This is a genomic window from Vibrio sp. 10N.286.51.C3 (assembly GCF_003050065.1).
Classification (GTDB): Bacteria; Pseudomonadota; Gammaproteobacteria; order Enterobacterales; family Vibrionaceae; genus Vibrio; species Vibrio crassostreae.
This window is the reverse complement of record NZ_PIGC01000001.1, coordinates 405,882-423,897: the sequence shown is the minus strand read 5'-3', so window position 1 is coordinate 423,897 and position 18,016 is coordinate 405,882. Positions and strand designations below refer to the sequence as shown.

Here is an 18,016-nt window from a genome sequence, read left to right as displayed (position 1 = left end):
AGCGCTAGCGGCACAGTTCAACAAAGAAGGCCACGACATCGTAGACCACTACACTTATGCATTCATGGGTGATGGCTGTCTGATGGAAGGTATCTCTCACGAAGCATGTTCTCTAGCGGGTACGCTAGGTCTTGGTAAGCTAGTTGCTTTCTGGGATGACAACGGTATCTCTATCGATGGTGAAGTGGAAGGTTGGTTCTCTGACGATACACCTAAGCGTTTCGAAGCTTACGGCTGGCACGTAATCCCATCAGTAGATGGCCACGACTCTGACGCTATCAACGCAGCGATTGAAGCAGCTAAAGCAGACCCTCGCCCTACTCTAATCTGTACTAAAACAGTGATTGGCTTTGGTTCTCCAAACAAAGCAGGTACGCACGACTGTCACGGTGCACCATTAGGCGCTGAAGAAATTGCAGCAACACGTAAAGAATTAGGTTGGGAGCACGGTCCTTTTGAAATTCCGTCGGAAGTTTACTCAGAGTGGGATGCGAAAGAAGCAGGCGCAGCTAAGGAAGCAGCGTGGAACGAGAAACTTGCAGCTTATGAAGCAGCATACCCTGAGCTGGCAGCTGAATTCAAACGCCGCGTAAACGGTGATCTTCCTGCTGAATGGGAAGAGAAAGCAAACGCAATCATTGCTGACCTACAAGCTAACCCAGCAAACATCGCTTCACGTAAAGCGTCTCAAAATGCTTTAGAAGCATTCGGTGCTATGCTACCAGAATTCATGGGTGGCTCTGCTGACCTTGCGCCTTCTAACCTGACTATGTGGTCTGGTTCTAAGTCTCTTGAAGCAAACGACTTCTCTGGTAACTACATCCACTACGGTGTACGTGAATTCGGTATGACGGCGATCATGAACGGTATCGCTCTGCACGGTGGTTTCGTACCATACGGCGCAACCTTCCTAATGTTCATGGAATACGCTCGTAACGCTATGCGTATGGCTGCTCTGATGAAAACTCAGAACATCCAAGTTTACACACACGATTCTATCGGCCTAGGCGAAGATGGTCCAACTCACCAACCAGTTGAGCAGATCGCTTCTCTACGTCTAACGCCAAACATGAGCACATGGCGTCCATGTGACCAAGTTGAGTCTGCTGTTGCTTGGAAACTAGCAATCGAGCGTAAAGATGGTCCTTCTGCACTTATCTTCTCTCGTCAAAACCTTGCACAGCAAGATCGTGACGCTGAGCAAGTAGCTAATATCGCTAAGGGTGGTTACATCCTGAAAGATTGTGAAGGCAAACCTGAGCTTATCCTTATCGCAACAGGTTCTGAAGTTGAACTAGCGGTTAACGCTGCTGCTGAACTAACGGCTGAAGGTAAGAAAGTACGCGTAGTATCTATGCCTGCAACTGACGCATTTGACAAGCAAGACGCGCAGTACCGTGAGTCTGTACTTCCATCTGACGTAACTGCTCGTATCGCTGTAGAAGCTGGCATCGCTGACTTCTGGTACAAATACGTTGGTTTCGGTGGCAAGATCATCGGTATGACAACGTTCGGCGAATCTGCACCAGCAGGTGAGCTATTCAAGATGTTCGGTTTCACTACTGAAAACGTAGTAAACACAGCGAAAGAGCTTCTAGCTTAATCTTGAATACACTGTCTCGCCCTCAAATGGGTTGATGCATACAGAAAGCCCCGCATGAAAATGCAGGGCTTTTTTGTATCTTTGCGCCTTTAGCCGCTAAAACGTAAACCGCGCCCCCACTCGAATCGTATTCTGCTTTAGGTTTTTGCTATAAGTATGGTCATATCCAGCATCGACAGCGAGCCAAGAAAGAATATCAACTGAATTCACAATCCCGAAATTATTTAGACCATGTTGATGGGTATCTGAATAGCGATAAAAAGGTTGCAGTGACCAACGATCATTGAGTGAAACGACCGCCCCCGCCTCACCAATAAAACCCTCATCGTAATTTTTAATGGTCTCTCGATCACACGGATCCCAAATGGTGTCATTACGGCACGAAGAGCGCCTTTCCGGCCTAACCCAATTCACACCACCAGAGGCATAAAGCTCAACCTGTGAAGTAATGGGCTGATACCAGCCCAACTGAATAGACAAATCAGACAGTGTCGTTGAAGAGCGTGTGGTTGCTGACGAGTCGAAGCCGACGAAGAAAGTATCGTTTAAGGCATAGTTCCCGCCGACATAGCCACCGTAAAGCTGCTTACTCCCTGAGTTATTGTAAGCACCATCAAAATAATCTTGAAAACCATCGTCGCTCACCCTCGTATTCTGATATCCCGTATAGAGATAATTTGATCCTTTAGAGGCTATACAAGGAACACTAATAAAACTTAAGCAAATGGTGGTAACAATAAGGGGGCGCATGCTGATGCTCTGTCTTTTGATTAGAATATGAGAAGTGTAACTTAACCTCAATTGAACGGTGTTTTATTTTTGTTTCAATTTTTTACAAATAGAAGTCCCCACTTCCTTTTTGTGCAAACCAACACCATCTGTGTATACGCTTAGCCTCTTACATTTACTTAAAGAACTAAAAAGTGCCGCAATATAGGATTGTATAGAGTAATTAATCAACAATGGTAACGAGATGCTTAGAAGACTATTCACTTCATTTACAATAATGCTTGCCTGTAACAGTGCCAATGCAGCTTTTTTCGAAAAAGAACTTTATACACCTTTAGCTGAAGCTTATTCTTCTGATAAATCGATAGACAAATACTTCTCATTGACCTGTAACCCGTGTTGGAACATGTCGACATTATTCGAAAAGAATAGTCGACTAAAAGAGCTAGAAATCAACCGTATTCATGCAGTTTTTGATGATCTGACTGAAACTTCGGCAAGGCTCTACTATACAGCTAAAGTGCAAGTCGACCCGGTTCCGCATGCTTTGCTTTACGAACTATTTGCAATCGTACAATCAACTGGTGAATTGAAACTTTCGGATGCTGATTTATTATTTTCGGATTTTAAATTGCTCAATACACAGCAGTTGTCAGAAGATCAGCTCGTTGAAGTCGAATCAATGATCCACGACTCTATAAATCTAACAGAGACCGCCCGAATCTCGGCAATTCCTGCATTTGTCGTCAATGGCAAATTCAGCGTAAATTTATCGAACCATCGTTCTATTGATCAGTTTATCGATACACTTAACCGTCTAAAAGACGCATAACGTATAGGGTTCTTAGGAGGAAGTACACTTCCTCCTAGCAGCAAGACTACCCTCTACGAATCACGAGTGTGACTTTTCCTCCAACGTTACTGTTTGAAAGCAAAACAATCCCATCTAAAACCTTCGTCAACTCAGATATGAGTATTAATCCAATACCATATCCTTGCTGTGATTTAATTTCCCCTAGCGTCCCCGCATTGAACGCGCTGATGATTTTCTCTTCTATGCCACAACCATCATCGCAAAAACGTAGTACGTCATGTTTGGGATAACGAGCTAAAGAGACCGTGATTTCTGTTTTTGCATGCTTCAACGCATTCGAGATAATGTTGAGAAATACAATTCTTACGATAGCGCTATCTGTCTGTACCAACGTATCACATCCATATGTTGTCAACGTTTGATGTGAACCAAGAACATTGTTGAACGATGATAGAATAGTTTGCAGGTTAACTTGTCTTTTTACCGCTTGGATATCTCCGTTCATCAATTTAAACAAATACAAACTGCTCTCACATAAGGTGTTCAAACTATCAACTTGAGTGGCCAATTTCTTTGTCAGATACTGATTATCACCTTGTTCATAAAGGAGCATATCACTAGTCAGTTGAATTGAAGCTAGCGGGGTACGAATGTCGTGTGGCAAAGATGCATAAATAACTTTTTGTTTGTTTATCAAGTTACTCAGCGATTCTGCCATGATATGCTGGTTATCGATTAAGTTACGAATAGGTTCAGGACCTGTTCTACAAGCGCGACTCGCAAAGTTTCCTTTCATATACTCGGTTGATAATCGCTGCATTTCTTTCAAGCCATTCGACCAGGTCCTCAGTGATATCAAGAGAACTAATAATGTGCATGTAACCTGTAACAGACCATCAAGTAAACCTAACCACCTAAGTCGCTTAACATGTGCGTCATCCTGATATGCTTTACTGTTAAATGCACCGAGAATAAAACGGTCAGTATCGTAACGTTTTACAATTGTATGAATGTCGCCTTTCGATTGGATTTTGTCAGTATCAGAAACGACATCACACTGAAATCGCCAAACATTATCTGCACCAATTTGCCGGCTCTGATCATGTTCAATAAAACCTTCAATAACCATTTCAACGCGTTTAAGGTTGAGCTCACGTTCTGCATCTTTTTTCAAAGGCAGAATAAGGCTAAAAGACAATACCGAACTAATTAAATAACCTATAACAACAGATGCAACGATTTGAGACAAAAAAGCATTCATAACTTGCTCACTGGATGTGCTAAATAAAACCCTTTAGCTCTTCGATTTTTAATTAGCTGGATCTCGGGTAAGTAACGAAGTAACTTTTTACGTAATGAAGAAATACGCATATAAATGGAGCGGTCTTCGACATGGTAACTAAATCCATGAATCTTCTCGAAAATATCACTAACCATCATAGGCATATTGGCATCGATTAAAACCTCAACTAGTTCGTACTCTGAAGGGATCAAGCTAACAACAATGTCGTTATAAATAAGAGCTGAATCTTGCTCGCGCAAGTAGAAGTTGTTTGAATCACAAGAGATAGTTACTTTTTTGTCAACCGCACTTAGTTGACGCTTGATACGCTCTACCAACACATTACTGCGAATAGGCTTCGAAACGTAATCGTGCGCCCCTAAAACGAGAGAATTCGTTTCGCATAATTCACTATCATTGGCTGTCATCATGATAATCGCAGACGGTATATTTTTTCGTTTTACTTCGCTTAGGATTTCCAAACCAGATTGCCCGGGAAGTTGTATATCTAACAAAATTAACCTAGGCTTTTTCGATTCAATGTGCTCTATCGCTCCTTCTCCCGTCGCTAAAGAATCAACGTTAAACCCCTCAACAATTGACAGTAAGTAACTGAGCATTTCTCTCAACTCGTTATCGTCTTCAATAATTAATATGTCTAACATTTGACAGCCTCTTTTTATGCCTACTAAACAACTTAAAGTATACCTTAAAGTAGCTTAGGCTTCTTTAAGCCAATGTAAGACAGCCTTTGGATTATGCTGCGTCGTTACTTGATTAGTCTTTAACTCGATTACTATCGATACGAATACAAGCGATGTAATTTGATGTGAATAATAATTTGACGGGGGTCATGTCAATTGAGTAAAGAAATAACTTTTCCTGCTAGTTTTAACTTGCTATCAACAACAGATTTACATAGCTATATTACTTACGCCAGCGACAATTTCTGTACCGTTGCGGGTTTTAGTTATGAAGAACTAAAAGGGCAACCACATAACTTAGTTCGTCATAAGGATATGCCAAAAGCTGCATTTAAGGATATGTGGTCACATTTGCAATCCGGAAAATCTTGGATGGGGCTCGTAAAGAATAGAACTAAAAACGGCGATTATTATTGGGTGGATGCATATGCAACCCCAATAAAATTGAATGGAAAAACTGTGGAGTACCAATCTGTTCGGCTAATTGCAGATCAGGAGAATATTTGCAGAGCTAACAATATATACAAACGCCTAAATAATGGAGAAAAGATAAAAAGATTATCACTACCAAAACTAAAGCTTTGGCAAAAAATAACGCTATCAAATGCTCCAATATTCTTAGCTTTGGCCTACGCAACACCGGTGAATTATAGTTTAGCTTTTGGACTATTTACGCTCTCTATGACGTCAACTTTTGCTTTAACAAGAAGACTAGATAAGTTAACAAAAAGCGCACAGAAGATCTATGACAACCCTCTAGCACAGCTAATATATACCGGTTGTCTAGATGACGTTAGCCAAATTGAACTTGCACTGAAAATGCGTAAATCAGAGTTAAACGCCGTAGTAGGAAGAATCCAAGCCTCCAATACAGATACACTCAATACTGCGAAAGATAATATGACTGCTGCAAATATTACATTGACTAATATTAGTGAGCAAAACGATCAATTATCACAAACCGCAACCGCGATCACTGAAATGGGCAGTGCGATTTCAGAAATTGCTGAGAACGCGTCTAGCACATCGAGGAACGCGGAAACTTCTATAGAGTCAGTAGACAAGTGTAAAAAAGCAGTCAACGAAACAGCACAACACATATCACGCGTCTCTGATGAGTTGACTCAAACATCGAGTTCTATAATCAAGCTAGTCGAAAAGCTCGACAGCATAGACGAAGTCGTGGACTTGATATGTAAAGTTTCAGAACAAACAAAACTGTTAGCTCTAAATGCTGCAATTGAAGCTGCTCGCGCAGGAGAACATGGTAAAGGGTTTGCGGTGGTAGCAGACGAAGTGAGAACTCTTTCACAGCAAAGCCAAAATGCAACCTTAAAAATCACCACTCTGACATCTGAAATTCAAAGTCAAACCCGTAAAGCCGCCATGTTAATAGATGACGCTATTGATGCATCCAGCTCATGTATCGAGGCTTCTGATGAGACGGAGAGAGAGCTTAATGATGCATTACTAAACGTGAACAACATATCTGACAGAAGCATTCAAATTGCAACCGCTATTGAAGAGATGACGTCTGTTAGTCACGAAATGAACCAGTCGATACAACAGATATATGACAAATCAGTAGAAAATCAGCATGCTGCCGAATCTAGTACCAAGTCAAGTGACCAACTGACTCAATATCTAGAAGATCAACAAAACTTAGTGGCCCAGTTTAGGCAAGTTTAATACAGCTAACAAAGCTCAATACAAGTTTTTAACCCTAACATTTAACCATAATAATCACCATGCCAGTAGGTAGCGAACTCTGACTCATTGGCATGGTGGCCTTATCCTAATAAATAATACCTCCCCTTCCCCAAAAGTTTGGCAGACTTAGGCTAGACAATGCCCCGGTCGGCGTGAAATACGTTAAACAACACTGAACCTAATCCAAGCATGTACATAAGTAAGCATCGCTATACTTCGAAATAGTTAACCAGTTGCGTCGTTACAATATTCCTCGACTATTTGAGCTATGCAAAACTTATTAACACAAAACTCCCCAAATAGGTCAGAAAAGCTAAGGGTTTTAAATGAGTACCTTAATCCTCAAAATTACAGAGATGAATAAGAACTTTGGACGAAGGCTTGGTGTCTAGGAAATCACCAGCTAGTTGATTTGACGACTTTTCAATCGGGAACAGGTATCTAATACTTGAAGCGGGGGCACGTATTTACGGAAAAACTAAAAGGTAGATTGAATAATTTTGACAGTCCCTTCTACCTCGAGGCACAAACTAATAACTGCCAAACTTAGCCGTCTGACAGTCAAAAGAATAAGCAATATATCTTTCATAGACTAGTGCTATCTAAGGCAGATAACCTATTTCTGATGACTAAGAATTATGGCAGCTTTGATACTTATACTATTTTATCTTTATACATCCTTACATCAACCTGGGAAAGAGCTTCTCTAAGACAGGTATTATCTTCTTTTATAACTAAACTTCCCATAGAAACATCAACACACATTTCTATACCTTCAACAAATACACGAAAAGATTTAAGTTCAGAGACTAAAGAGCTCAGACCTGGTGATAGTCGTTTGGCTGTGAGTATAAATTCGTCCCCTCCGATACGATATGCTCTCCCTGGCCATTTCGTTGATATAATTTGAGAATACTTCTCTAAAACCATATCACCAGCTTCATGACCATATGTATCGTTAATAAATTTAAACTTATCGATATCGGCATATATGATTACTGAGTTTTTTATTACTTTGGAATTTGACTTACGATAAAGGGCTCTACGATTACCCAAATTAGTAAGCTGATCGGTTGTTGCTTCATGATACAAAGCAACAATTACAGAAAGCATTAGTAGGCCAGTAATCACTATCATCGATATAGCAAACTCGATAAATTTGTTCATTTTTATCATGGAGGCTCGCCAATCCTTTCGGTCACTAAACTTGCTAATGACTTCTGGAAAATCTACTATCTGCATTGCCTCTGAAAACAGCTTAGCATAAACTCGACCTTGTTCGTTGTTTTGAAAAGCTATCGCAACTCCATAATCTATTGGAAGCTTAAACCTATTAACGATATCAATCGGAAGCTTGTAGCCTGTTTCATACATAAGCTTGTTGTAATTAATCGATCCAATTGGCAAAAAATCGATCTCTCCTGCAACCAAAGCTTGTATCAGTGCCTCTTGACTTTCATATAAATACAGTTTTTTGCTGGTTAAGAATTTATTGAATAGTTGTTCGAAGAAATCTCCCCTAACTACACCAATACGTTCGGAAGTTAATTCAGATAGAATAATATTTCGACCCGACTGATCTAACTTACCAACGAGGTACATCTCAGGGTAATAATATATCTCGCTAAAACTAAAAAGACGGCTTCGACTATCATTGACTGCCATACCAGATATCATATCAATTTCTTCGTTTAACAAACTATCATAGACGCTTAGCCAAGACTCATCGACTTCATTATCAAACTGACATTGAAAACCAAGCAAAGTACATGCTTCATTTATTGCAGTTTTACTCGCGCTGGAATCTTCTATTAAACCATCGGTCTCTAAGTCTTCAGCTTTATAGCGAATGGTAATGGGCGAAACTATATTGTGAGCAATCACTGATTTGCGTAATCCAGAGATACGAGCTTGCCTTTCTTGCATCTCAATAATATTCGATGACTGAGACAAATAAGAGCCGTTCTGTATAGCGAGATTAATATCAGAAATAAGCCTACCTTCACCCTCTTTTAGACCAGCAAACGCAACAGGTGGAACAAACCAAGAGTTGACCGTTCGATCCGCATAATAACCTTGAGACAGTAGTTTTTCTAAGTGCTCCATACTTCCTAAGACAACAGCATTATCTGGGTAGTGGAAACTCGTCACAAAACCAAGCGTACGATCATAAGTTTTCATGATAATGCGACTACTTGAGTTCCGTAATTTAAGTAAGCTTGCATAGACACTATCCTGTTCGATCCAAAGCTCGGAAACATTAACGCTGTCTATTGGAATTTTGGTATAAACATACGAATAATCAAAAGAGTAAGGTAAAGAAAAACGAAATCGTTCAGTTAACTTATCAATTACATGAATATTAGAAATGAGGTCGATCTCTTTGTTCTCTAGAGCTGAAACTGCTTCTTCATTACTTTGAAAGGTCACTATTTTAAACTCGACATTCATATCTTTTTCAAGTTTGCTCAGCGTCTGAGATACGACAATATCTTGCCCTAGAGAACCCACCCTAACAACTTTTGCGAGTGTAAATGTTGAAAATAAAAAAAGAAATAAGGCTAAAACTATTCTATTCATAACACACACAAACTTTATCTATTGCTTTCGATGATTTTGACGTTAATAGGTTATTAAGTGCAGACAATGACATCGGCCTAAAAAAATAATAACCCTGAACAAGACATGGCCCTAATCGGTTCACAGATTTTAATTGCCTTTCAGTTTCCACACCTTCTACTATAGCGACCGCACCTAATGTTTTTACAATCTGTGTTGTTAACATGAAAAGCTTGCTACCTATCTCAGTATCAATATTATTTGTCAGCGCCCTATCTATTTTGACCTTATCAAACTTGTATTTAGACAAATAACCTAAGGAAGAATAACCGGAGCCGAAATCATCCAACGCAATCGACACTCCTAACCCTCTTAGCTCAGCGATCTTTGCCACAGTTCCCGACTCATCACTAATAAGCACATCCTCAGTAATCTCGAGTGTTATCTCAGAAAAAGCAACGTCACTTTTTAAGACAATACCTACGAAGTTCTTTATAAAACTATCGGACAAAAAGGTGATTGGAGAAACGTTTATTGCGATATTCTCAAGTTCATTATCAAGGGGGATGTCAATTTTTTTGAAGTCTAATAAAGCTTTTTCAATAACCCAAAGGTCTAAATCGACAATCATCCCTGTCAATTGAAAATCAGTGATAAAAGTAGGAGGTGTGATTTTTCCCTCGTGTGAACGATGACGAAGTAATGCTTCAACTGAAACTATAGAGAATTTATTTTCAGAACAAATTGGTTGATAGAATAGCTCAAACTTTCCTGTAGACTGCAATCGTTCAATATTTCGTTGTGCCTTTATCGATTTATTAACCTGACCAACAACATCTCCGACACCTAGAGCCTGCCTACTATCTTCATAGTCGAAAAACTTGTCACTTGTCATATTAACACTTGAATAAAAGGTTAAATTGCTAATTCTTTTAAAGAATGGAAAGTATATAATCACGCCGATTGTAAAGTTTAATATTTGCAACAACATTTCATTTGATAGCCACCCATATAAATGGAACGTATTATAAAACGTTGGCAGCATCCAGTTATAATTATCAATAACAGGTTCGATTACTCCTAAACTTAAAAAATAGTAAGCTATTAGAGCTTGAACTATAGGTATTAATATGAAGGGTACCATCATGAATGGATTCAACATAATCGGAACACCGAAAATAACAAGTTCATTAATATTAAACATGCCAAATAAAAGTGATATCGAACCTAATGCTTTATACCTATAGTTCCAACACAAAATCATACAGATGACGAGACTCAACGTACTCCCCGAACCGCCCAGAGCAGAATACTGGTCAAGAAAACTAGTCAATACTAATGATCCTTGCGGTGCATATAGTTCATATTCCCCAATGAAATTTGCTCCATTAATTCCAAAAAACCAAGTAATATTTTTAAAAAATAGATATAAGGCAATTTGTAAATACTCAGGAGCAACCCATTCATTTGAGTTTAGGACAACTTTAGCACTGTCTAAAGCGAGGCAAAGGAATTCGTAAACAAATTCAAAACAAAAAATAAAACTGAATATCGCTAATAGTGTCCAAACTATAAGGTTTACTGTTTGTTGTACAACGAGTGGTAAAGATTCACTCTTAAAAAATCGTTTCTCACTTATCCTTTTCAAGAGGTTAGCCACAAAAATAGGCACAATAATTGATAAAAAAACAGAAGATGACACAAATGCTTCGAAAAAATTATCATCATGTTTAGTTAGCGAGACAGCTTTTATTAAAATAAACATGGTCGAAAGTGATGGTGTTATAACCATTGCTCGCGACAGTTTATATTTGTTACTTAAAAACAAAGAGAAATAAACACACAATAGAAGAGGATAAACTTCTTGTATTACATGTGAAGATGAGTACAAAAACGAAGAAACCGTTTTATCGCCATATGATGATGTAGCGTGAGCAAGTAGTGAAAGTAACCCAGATATAATTGGAATAGGTATCAGAGTCACCATGACATTACATATGCCTAGAAATATTTTATTTTTTTCTTGATTCATAATAGATTAAGCCAAAAATTCTCAGTATTTTAAGTTGAAATCGCTAACTGTCATTGGCTTTCCTAATAGCCAACCTTGCCCAAAGGTTACTTTTAGTTCGTGTGCAATTGCCAAATCATTTCTGTCTTCAATTCCTTCTAAACACACAGTACTTTCTTTGCTTTTTATGTAATTTACAATTTCTTTTATATGATTATATCCACCTTCGTTTTTTCTCAGTATTTCCAAAATACTTCTATCAATTTTAACCGTGTCAAAGTGTATTTTATCTAGTACTAACAACGACGAATTACCTGTAGAAAAGTCGTCGAGTGAGAATTTTATTCTAGATATTTCTCGCACCTCACGTATAAATTTTTGAACAAGGTCGAAGCACTCTCTAGTCAATGTTTCTGTTATCTCAAACTCAAGATTATCTAAATCATTGTTAACTGAAATCAGAGATAGTACTTTCTCTCTAAAGTCATCACTAGCAATACTTGTTGAACTAACATTGACAGAAAAGTTCACATCAAACCTGGATCTTTCGTTGATATAGTTAATTGTTTTCTTAATCATAATATAATCAAGCATATGAATTTTGCTCTGCGACTCTAATATTGGAACAAATATTTCAGGTGAAATAGTCTGATTTCTAATGCTTAATCTAGCTAATACTTCGACACCATACAGTTCACTGTTATCTAGCCTTATTTTAGGCTGAAGATAACAATCAAACTCTTCATTAATTAGACACTCATTGATTGAATTTTCTATAGCTCGATTATCCATATAACTCTTAGCTATTTGAGAGTACTCGTAATGGCAATAATTTTTGTTTTTTTCAGCACTGTTTACCAGCATCGCAGAGCTTGATAATTTAATATCAGAGCAGCAGTCCCCTGTCGTTTCTTTTATACCCACATCTATAATTAGGTGATACTTTGAAATTTGACGAGAAACTTCATCTATACACTGATAAATCAACATATCATCATGACAGTCGACAAAAATAATAATGGCATCATCTAGGTATCTAAAGGCTTTATAGTTAATACACTTAAAAGGGGCAAGTTGCTTTGTAAGTAGAGCTAAACTATCATTACGATGCCTAGATAAGTCATTTACATCATCATAATTGTTATTCACCCTTATAAATAAAATATGACTATGATTCTTCTTTCTATAAAATAGATTGATCATTCTCTTATTGTATAATCCATTGATACCGTCGGAGAAATAAATTTTTATTCGATACGCACAAAGAGTCAAAATCAATACTAACGATATGATATATGTCATATACATTTTTTTTCGTTCTACTAATTTACCCTGCGTCGCCTCTTCAATCATATATGTATTAGCCACATCTTCTCTATCAATAAATCCTGTAATTTTAGCTGTGCCAATCAAATCTGATATAGAGTCATAAATAACTCTAGAGTATTTCATATTTTTAGGTATTGCGAACACAACAGACTCATAACCAATCAACTGATTTTTATATTTTTCATAGCCTAGGTTAGCCATAGCTAAATGACCATCTAAATCACCAGCTATAAATCCATCAACCTCCCCACTTTCAAAACCCTCAATCAAATCATTCGAGCACTTATAAGATATCGTCTCTATACCGTATTGATATGCTATTCGCTCGTTTCGTTGCAAAACACCTACACGACCTGTTTTCTCATTGCCGTCTAATGTAAACAGATTCTGCTTTAACAAACCTATGCTCTCGGTTACATAATAACCCTGCAATAGATCTTCTGAATAAATTGTAAGACGTGATAATTTATTACTTTCTAGCTCGCACTCTTCATCGTCACACTCTCTGGGTTCTATGTTAAAAACCCCCATTTGATTCGATAAATATTGATATTTTGACAACACGGAGACATCATTATCGTCGTGACTAAAAAATGGCCTTACATCGACATCTACAATTAAATCCAATTCAACCAATTTACTATTTTGTATTTCCTGTTCTAAATATATATCCCCGACATCCGATAATGCCGAGTTAAAAGGATCTAATAAAATATCAGCGTATTCTTTTATAATTCCAACATGTATTGATTTATTAGACGTAATAGGTGCCTTATGTGGATATAGTTTTAATAAACTTGTGTTACCCGCTACAAAGATTGGTTTGCTATAAAGATCCGATATGCTTTCTACATAGTAGACCTTATTACGAAGGCCAATTGAATGTAAGTAGCTCTGTGCGTCCTCTCCCCAAGTTGAGCCTTTCAACGCATATACTTCATCGCCTCTTTGAAAACCTTCTTCAAAGTCTAACTTGCTATATATGAAAACAATCTCATCACGGATAGGGTTAGTGAATGAGAAAGTATCTTCTCGCCGTTCATTTTTGGATAAGTCGAATACCGCATGAACTGCACCTCTTTTTGCTAAGTCTAAAAGTTCACTTAATGGTGCTTTTAGTAACTCTACTCGTATTCCTGGTGGTAAATATTTCTCTAAGCTATCCAAATACTTTTCGTAAACTCGCTTTTTACCTGTATCACTCACATGCTTATCGGAAGCGCTGCCTGTGATGACCCCAACTCGTAAGGTCTTAAAGTCTTCATACACAGTTGGAGTCTCATTGAAAATATTCGTGGCAAAACTCTTACTCATCGAGAGCACGCAATATATAAATGCGAACAACACACTTTTATATACATACGATTCGTTCATTCGCATCTAACAGATTCCGGTATGGATAAAAATAACTCATAACCTACCAAAGCCCCCCCCCCTTAAATACTAATGTTACTTAAGGAAAGTTAAGTAAAAAATTAGCTCTCGGAAGAAGAAAGGCTTACTGATCCTCGACGACTGGGGGATGGAAAGACTGCCTCAAGAGCATGCAGGTCACTTGTTAGAAGTTCTTGAAGACCGCTACCAAAACAGCAGCACAATCGTCATCAGCCAACTACCCGTAAAGGAGTGGTACAACATGATCGGCAACGCCACCATCGCTGACGCTCTAATGGATCGGCTGGTACATAATAGTCATAGAATAGAACTGGGAGGAGAATCAATGAGAAAACTGGCGCAATCCGAACACTTAGAGTAAAAATAGGGAAAGAGAAAAAGTGCTGGTTCAGGTGTTCGGAATAAACCGAAACAAGCGTTCGCAATCACCGAAATACGCAGTATGCCTGAAACTCAGTGTATTGTTTAAGTATTGTTCAACATGGGGCAGCCATGTCTTCTCACTTAATTAAGCAACAAAGCCGGTGGAAACAGCAAAACTGAATGGTCTAGAGCCGTACCAATACTTACACACCTTTCTTACTCAGTTGCCATACGCAGAAACCGTGGAGCAAATCGAGGCGCTGCTACCTTGGAACATCAAAAACGATTAAATCATCACTATTATCCGCTCACGACCTGCTGAGTATTGAGCGGATACGTCATTAACGTGATGTTGCCAAACTTGCGATGAGTGAGTCATAAATTTCTCCTTGTGTAATGAAAGTAGTCATTATCTACCATGGAGATCAGGATAGAATTATGCGGAGAATTGAGCGCTTACAGCATAGAGGCTTAAGATTTTGTCATCCATCGACTGGAAACGAGTTTGATGCTTACGAACCAGCTTTGGTTCAAGGCTTGACTCTCGGTCACGAGGAACGTCTATAGGCACTTCACCATCATCAGTGAGAATCGACTTGGAGGAGTACCCATTACGGGAGTTAGAACTAGGTTTAGAGGAGTGTTTTTCGTAACCAAGGTGCTCATCAAGCTCGACATTCAATGCCGTCTCAACAGTCACCTTGGTTAACATTTTGCGGAAGTCATCAAGATCAGTTTCTGTCTTAATTGACTTAGCTGCTTCACGAGCAAAAGCTTCAAGTGCTTTCTTATCCATACTATCCATCCTTAGCCTTTAAGGCTTAAGTTTAGACAGTTACACAGAATTTAGGACAGTCTCCTCTACCGCGTTTGCCATGTTGGCCTTTGCAATACAACGCTTCAATGATTGAAAATATTACTGAGCCTCTTTTCCACAAGGCTTTATTATACTCATTCCCGTTTGTTATCTTCTTTTTCGATTTACCCGTAACATCACTATATATCGGCTCAGCTCACCGTATTGAGGAAAGGTTCAACGAATTTAGTTAACAACGCCAGTTTAGACAGTCACACTGAATTCAGGATATTCTCTTAAAAAGCTGGTTGGAAAGATGATTAATCGCCTTGATTCTTCTTTGATATATAAATCATATCGAAGCATGCTCACGCCCTGATTTGTGAGCGGCTATCTTTCACTTTTTTAGTTGGACAATGATAATCATGTGAGAATTTCTCATTTTTTCTTCATGCTAAGAACGTAATTATCTAAAAACGCTCCCACTGAGATAAATTCTTTTTTCAGTAGTTAACGTTCGTTCCCGCCCTTTGGGAAGAATAAATACTCGTTTGATTTCGTCCCCCTTCTTTTGAATCATAAAGCGCTTTGTCTGCTTTTTCTATTAAATCCTGAGCTGTTTTTACTATATCAGTAATCTCACATAAACCTAAACTTATCGTAATTTGAATATTATGCTCTTTTGTCGATATGAATAATGATTCTATTTTTTTCCTCAATCGCTCAGCTAAGTTGTGAGCCTGTACGGTAGAGGTATTTGGCAAAAACACCACAAATTCTTCCCCCCCATAACGTCCAGCGTAATCAGATCTCCGAGCGATTTCCTGCACTGTATGCGAGGTTTGCCGAATAACTTCATCACCGACGCTGTGGCCGTATATGTCATTTACTTTTTTGAAATGGTCAATGTCAAACATTACCAAAGTAGCCGTTTTGCCCATTGTTTTACATCGGTGAAACTCTTCTTTCAGGCAACATTCCCAGTATGCACGATTATAAAGGCCTGTCAGCCCATCTATCTGACTAATTTTTGATAACCGAGTGTTCGACTCATTAAGATACAACTTACTTTTAGCAGTATCAGAAACATCATTGACCAAAATACTAATATGAGATATTTCTCCGCTTAACGAAGTTAGTGGGGTAATAGAGATATCTTGATACATTACAGATAAACCATTAGATACTGGTGAGTAGTTGTTAAAATTGAACAAAAATGGACGATTTTCCCAACTTGAAAAGGTTCGAGATTGTACTGATATTGAAGAGGAAACTTTTGTACGCAACCACTTCTCTGGCAAATCTGGGAAGATATTAAATAGATTCTTCCCCATGATCTGTTCAGCACTAACTTTACTGTATGATTGCATAAAAGAATTCCAGATACAGACATTATAATCTAGGTCAACAATTAATAAGCCAGCATCGACATTATCAATCACCTGCATAATCCGATGAAATTCATCCATTCCTAACGTGATCTTTGGCATTATAACATCTCCATTAATTGCTTTAATTTATTAACAGAAGCTGAATCCATAAAGAACAAAACATCAGCTTCAAAATCACTTCCACCAGCTGAGTAACTATATTCAATAGTAAATACATCGGATTCACCTTTCGTGTCGTTAAAGTTGATATCACGATGTAACTGCTCAATAAATACAGGCTGACGTAATGAGAATTGAGTTGCAAGTTGTTCTGATAATGAACTTAAGAATGAAGAAACAAGTAAATGAGAAATGAAATGAAAAAGTTCATTGCTCGAAAAGTTAAAGTGAAGTTGGGCGCCAGCTTTTTTCAAATCTCTTCCTCGTAAACAAACTAAAGCTTCACCATGAATCCCATCACCAACAAACCGCTGTGCGATTGCAACAGAATTTTCACGATCAAGTACATCATTGATTGTCATCTCTAATGCTCCAGTACTCAAAGTACCTGCATTAGGGATGGGCATGTTAACAAATGAGCTAATATGCTCAGCAACAAGTGCAGCACCACGTCCAAGTGCAATGTTTGCAAGCTCTTTTAGTTTTGAAGTGTAGCTGACATCATCAACTTTCTTTTGGCCAACATCTAATGTTATTCCCAGCTTAGAGACAACCCCGGCAAGTGCGGCTCTATCAAATGGTTTTTTTATAAAACTGAATGCACCCAATTTCAAACAACGCTCAATTGATTTTCTCTGAACATCACCAGAAATAACGACCGTTTTTATTGGGCTGTTTTGATTATGAAGGTGCTCAAGAACTTCAAAACCATTCATAATCGGCATGGTTAAATCTAAGAACATCACATCAATTGGTTCCCGATCAATAACCTCCAAAGCCTCTCTACCATGCTCCGCAAAAAACAAATCATCTGAGCTAACTTCCGTTAAACTACGAGAAAGCGACTTTCGTGCAAGAACTGAGTCATCGCAAATAAGAATTTTCATTGAATAAATACCATCTAAAACTTAGTCTTCTAAAAGTAAAAGCCTCGAGTTTAACTCCATCGTGTGTGCCATCTACCAACGATGTGATTCTCTATCGACAAAATTGGCACTGTACACATCATAATCGTCGCTGCAGCACCTTAAGGGCTGCCACTTTCTATCAAAAGATATTATTCTCGAAGCTATCCGCTACAACCTCGCTTACGCTATTGAAGCCAACTCAGCCCCAATCAGTATAACGATGAGCTGACACTCACGAGTCAAGCTGTCGTATTGGAGGAACT

General features: G+C 38.4%; 11 protein-coding genes and 3 pseudogenes. 5 read left to right on the top strand and 9 right to left on the bottom strand.

Annotation, left to right across the window (positions count from 1 at the left end):
* Nucleotides 1-1,603, top strand: a 1,603-nt coding sequence (gene tkt, locus CWO27_RS01800; protein ID WP_107898470.1) for a transketolase, incomplete at its 5' end; no start/stop codon positions are given.
* 96 nt (nt 1,604-1,699) lie between these two features.
* Here the strand turns inward: tkt and CWO27_RS01795 are convergent.
* Complete coding sequence (locus CWO27_RS01795; RefSeq protein ID WP_102432955.1) at nt 1,700-2,353, bottom strand: outer membrane beta-barrel protein; 654 nt, start codon at nt 2,351-2,353, stop codon at nt 1,700-1,702.
* 223 nt (nt 2,354-2,576) lie between these two features.
* Here CWO27_RS01795 and CWO27_RS01790 point away from each other — a divergent pair, with 223 nt between their 5' ends.
* Nucleotides 2,577-3,164, top strand: coding sequence for a peptide permease (locus CWO27_RS01790; RefSeq protein WP_133146458.1), 588 nt, complete (start codon nt 2,577-2,579; stop codon nt 3,162-3,164).
* A 46-nt stretch (nt 3,165-3,210) separates the two neighbouring features.
* On the opposite strand, the gene CWO27_RS01785 is transcribed toward CWO27_RS01790, so the two are convergent.
* Nucleotides 3,211-4,407: a sensor histidine kinase gene (locus CWO27_RS01785; protein ID WP_102432953.1), complete on the bottom strand. Its 1,197-nt coding sequence runs from the start codon at nt 4,405-4,407 to the stop codon at nt 3,211-3,213.
* The gene (locus CWO27_RS01780) at nt 4,404-5,093 is read right to left on the bottom strand and encodes a response regulator transcription factor (RefSeq protein ID WP_102432952.1); all 690 of its coding nucleotides are present in this window, start codon (nt 5,091-5,093) and stop codon (nt 4,404-4,406) included. Before CWO27_RS01780 ends, CWO27_RS01785 begins: the two co-directional genes overlap by 4 nt.
* A gap of 195 nt (nt 5,094-5,288) precedes the next feature.
* On the opposite strand from CWO27_RS01780, the gene CWO27_RS01775 reads away from it, so the two are divergent.
* Nucleotides 5,289-6,821, top strand: coding sequence for a methyl-accepting chemotaxis protein (locus CWO27_RS01775; protein WP_102432951.1), 1,533 nt, complete (start codon nt 5,289-5,291; stop codon nt 6,819-6,821).
* Nucleotides 6,822-7,496: 675 nt separating this feature from the next.
* Here CWO27_RS01775 and CWO27_RS01770 read toward each other — a convergent pair.
* Genes CWO27_RS01770 through CWO27_RS01760 form a run of 3 tightly spaced genes read right to left on the bottom strand, consistent with a single transcriptional unit; the run spans nt 7,497 to nt 14,055 of the window.
* Nucleotides 7,497-9,422, bottom strand: a complete 1,926-nt coding sequence (locus CWO27_RS01770) for a transporter substrate-binding domain-containing diguanylate cyclase (protein WP_102432950.1) — start codon at nt 9,420-9,422, stop codon at nt 7,497-7,499.
* Nucleotides 9,415-11,433 carry an EAL domain-containing protein gene (locus CWO27_RS01765; RefSeq protein WP_107898469.1) on the bottom strand — a complete coding sequence of 673 codons (2,019 nt, stop codon included), beginning with the start codon at nt 11,431-11,433 and terminating at the stop codon, nt 9,415-9,417. The genes CWO27_RS01770 and CWO27_RS01765 overlap by 8 nt, the downstream gene beginning before the upstream one ends.
* A gap of 21 nt (nt 11,434-11,454) precedes the next feature.
* Nucleotides 11,455-14,055, bottom strand: coding sequence for an EAL domain-containing protein (locus tag CWO27_RS01760; protein ID WP_157937180.1), 2,601 nt, complete (start codon nt 14,053-14,055; stop codon nt 11,455-11,457).
* A 166-nt stretch (nt 14,056-14,221) separates the two neighbouring features.
* Here CWO27_RS01760 and CWO27_RS01755 point away from each other — a divergent pair.
* Both CWO27_RS01755 and CWO27_RS01750 read left to right on the top strand, forming a co-directional pair.
* A pseudogene (locus CWO27_RS01755) lies at nt 14,222-14,497 on the top strand (ATP-binding protein); the annotation flags it as partial.
* 163 nt (nt 14,498-14,660) lie between these two features.
* A pseudogene (locus CWO27_RS01750) lies at nt 14,661-14,789 on the top strand (transposase domain-containing protein); the annotation flags it as partial.
* A gap of 170 nt (nt 14,790-14,959) precedes the next feature.
* Here CWO27_RS01750 and CWO27_RS01745 read toward each other — a convergent pair.
* The 3 genes and pseudogenes from CWO27_RS01745 to CWO27_RS01735 form a co-directional block, all read right to left on the bottom strand.
* Nucleotides 14,960-15,295, bottom strand: a pseudogene (locus tag CWO27_RS01745) (transposase); the annotation flags it as partial.
* Between the two features lie 503 nt (nt 15,296-15,798).
* Entirely contained in the window at nt 15,799-16,785 is a 987-nt protein-coding gene (locus CWO27_RS01740; RefSeq protein WP_102431310.1) for a GGDEF domain-containing protein, read from the bottom strand.
* Nucleotides 16,785-17,732 (bottom strand): response regulator, encoded by a 948-nt coding sequence (locus CWO27_RS01735; RefSeq protein ID WP_102431311.1) that lies wholly within the window; start codon nt 17,730-17,732, stop codon nt 16,785-16,787. The genes CWO27_RS01740 and CWO27_RS01735 overlap by 1 nt, the downstream gene beginning before the upstream one ends.
* Between the last annotated feature and the right edge of the window lie 284 nt (nt 17,733-18,016).

Coding starts and splice junctions, on each gene's coding strand:
- CWO27_RS01795 (WP_102432955.1), bottom strand. CDS start 2,353: ATGCGCCCCCTTATTGTTACCACCATTTGCTTAAGTTTTATTAGTGTT.
- CWO27_RS01790 (WP_133146458.1), top strand. CDS start 2,577: ATGCTTAGAAGACTATTCACTTCATTTACAATAATGCTTGCCTGTAAC.
- CWO27_RS01785 (WP_102432953.1), bottom strand. CDS start 4,407: ATGAATGCTTTTTTGTCTCAAATCGTTGCATCTGTTGTTATAGGTTAT.
- CWO27_RS01780 (WP_102432952.1), bottom strand. CDS start 5,093: ATGTTAGACATATTAATTATTGAAGACGATAACGAGTTGAGAGAAATG.
- CWO27_RS01770 (WP_102432950.1), bottom strand. CDS start 9,422: ATGAATAGAATAGTTTTAGCCTTATTTCTTTTTTTATTTTCAACATTT.
- CWO27_RS01765 (WP_107898469.1), bottom strand. CDS start 11,433: ATGAATCAAGAAAAAAATAAAATATTTCTAGGCATATGTAATGTCATG.
- CWO27_RS01760 (WP_157937180.1), bottom strand. CDS start 14,055: ATGAGTAAGAGTTTTGCCACGAATATTTTCAATGAGACTCCAACTGTG.
- CWO27_RS01740 (WP_102431310.1), bottom strand. CDS start 16,785: ATGCCAAAGATCACGTTAGGAATGGATGAATTTCATCGGATTATGCAG.
- CWO27_RS01735 (WP_102431311.1), bottom strand. CDS start 17,732: ATGAAAATTCTTATTTGCGATGACTCAGTTCTTGCACGAAAGTCGCTT.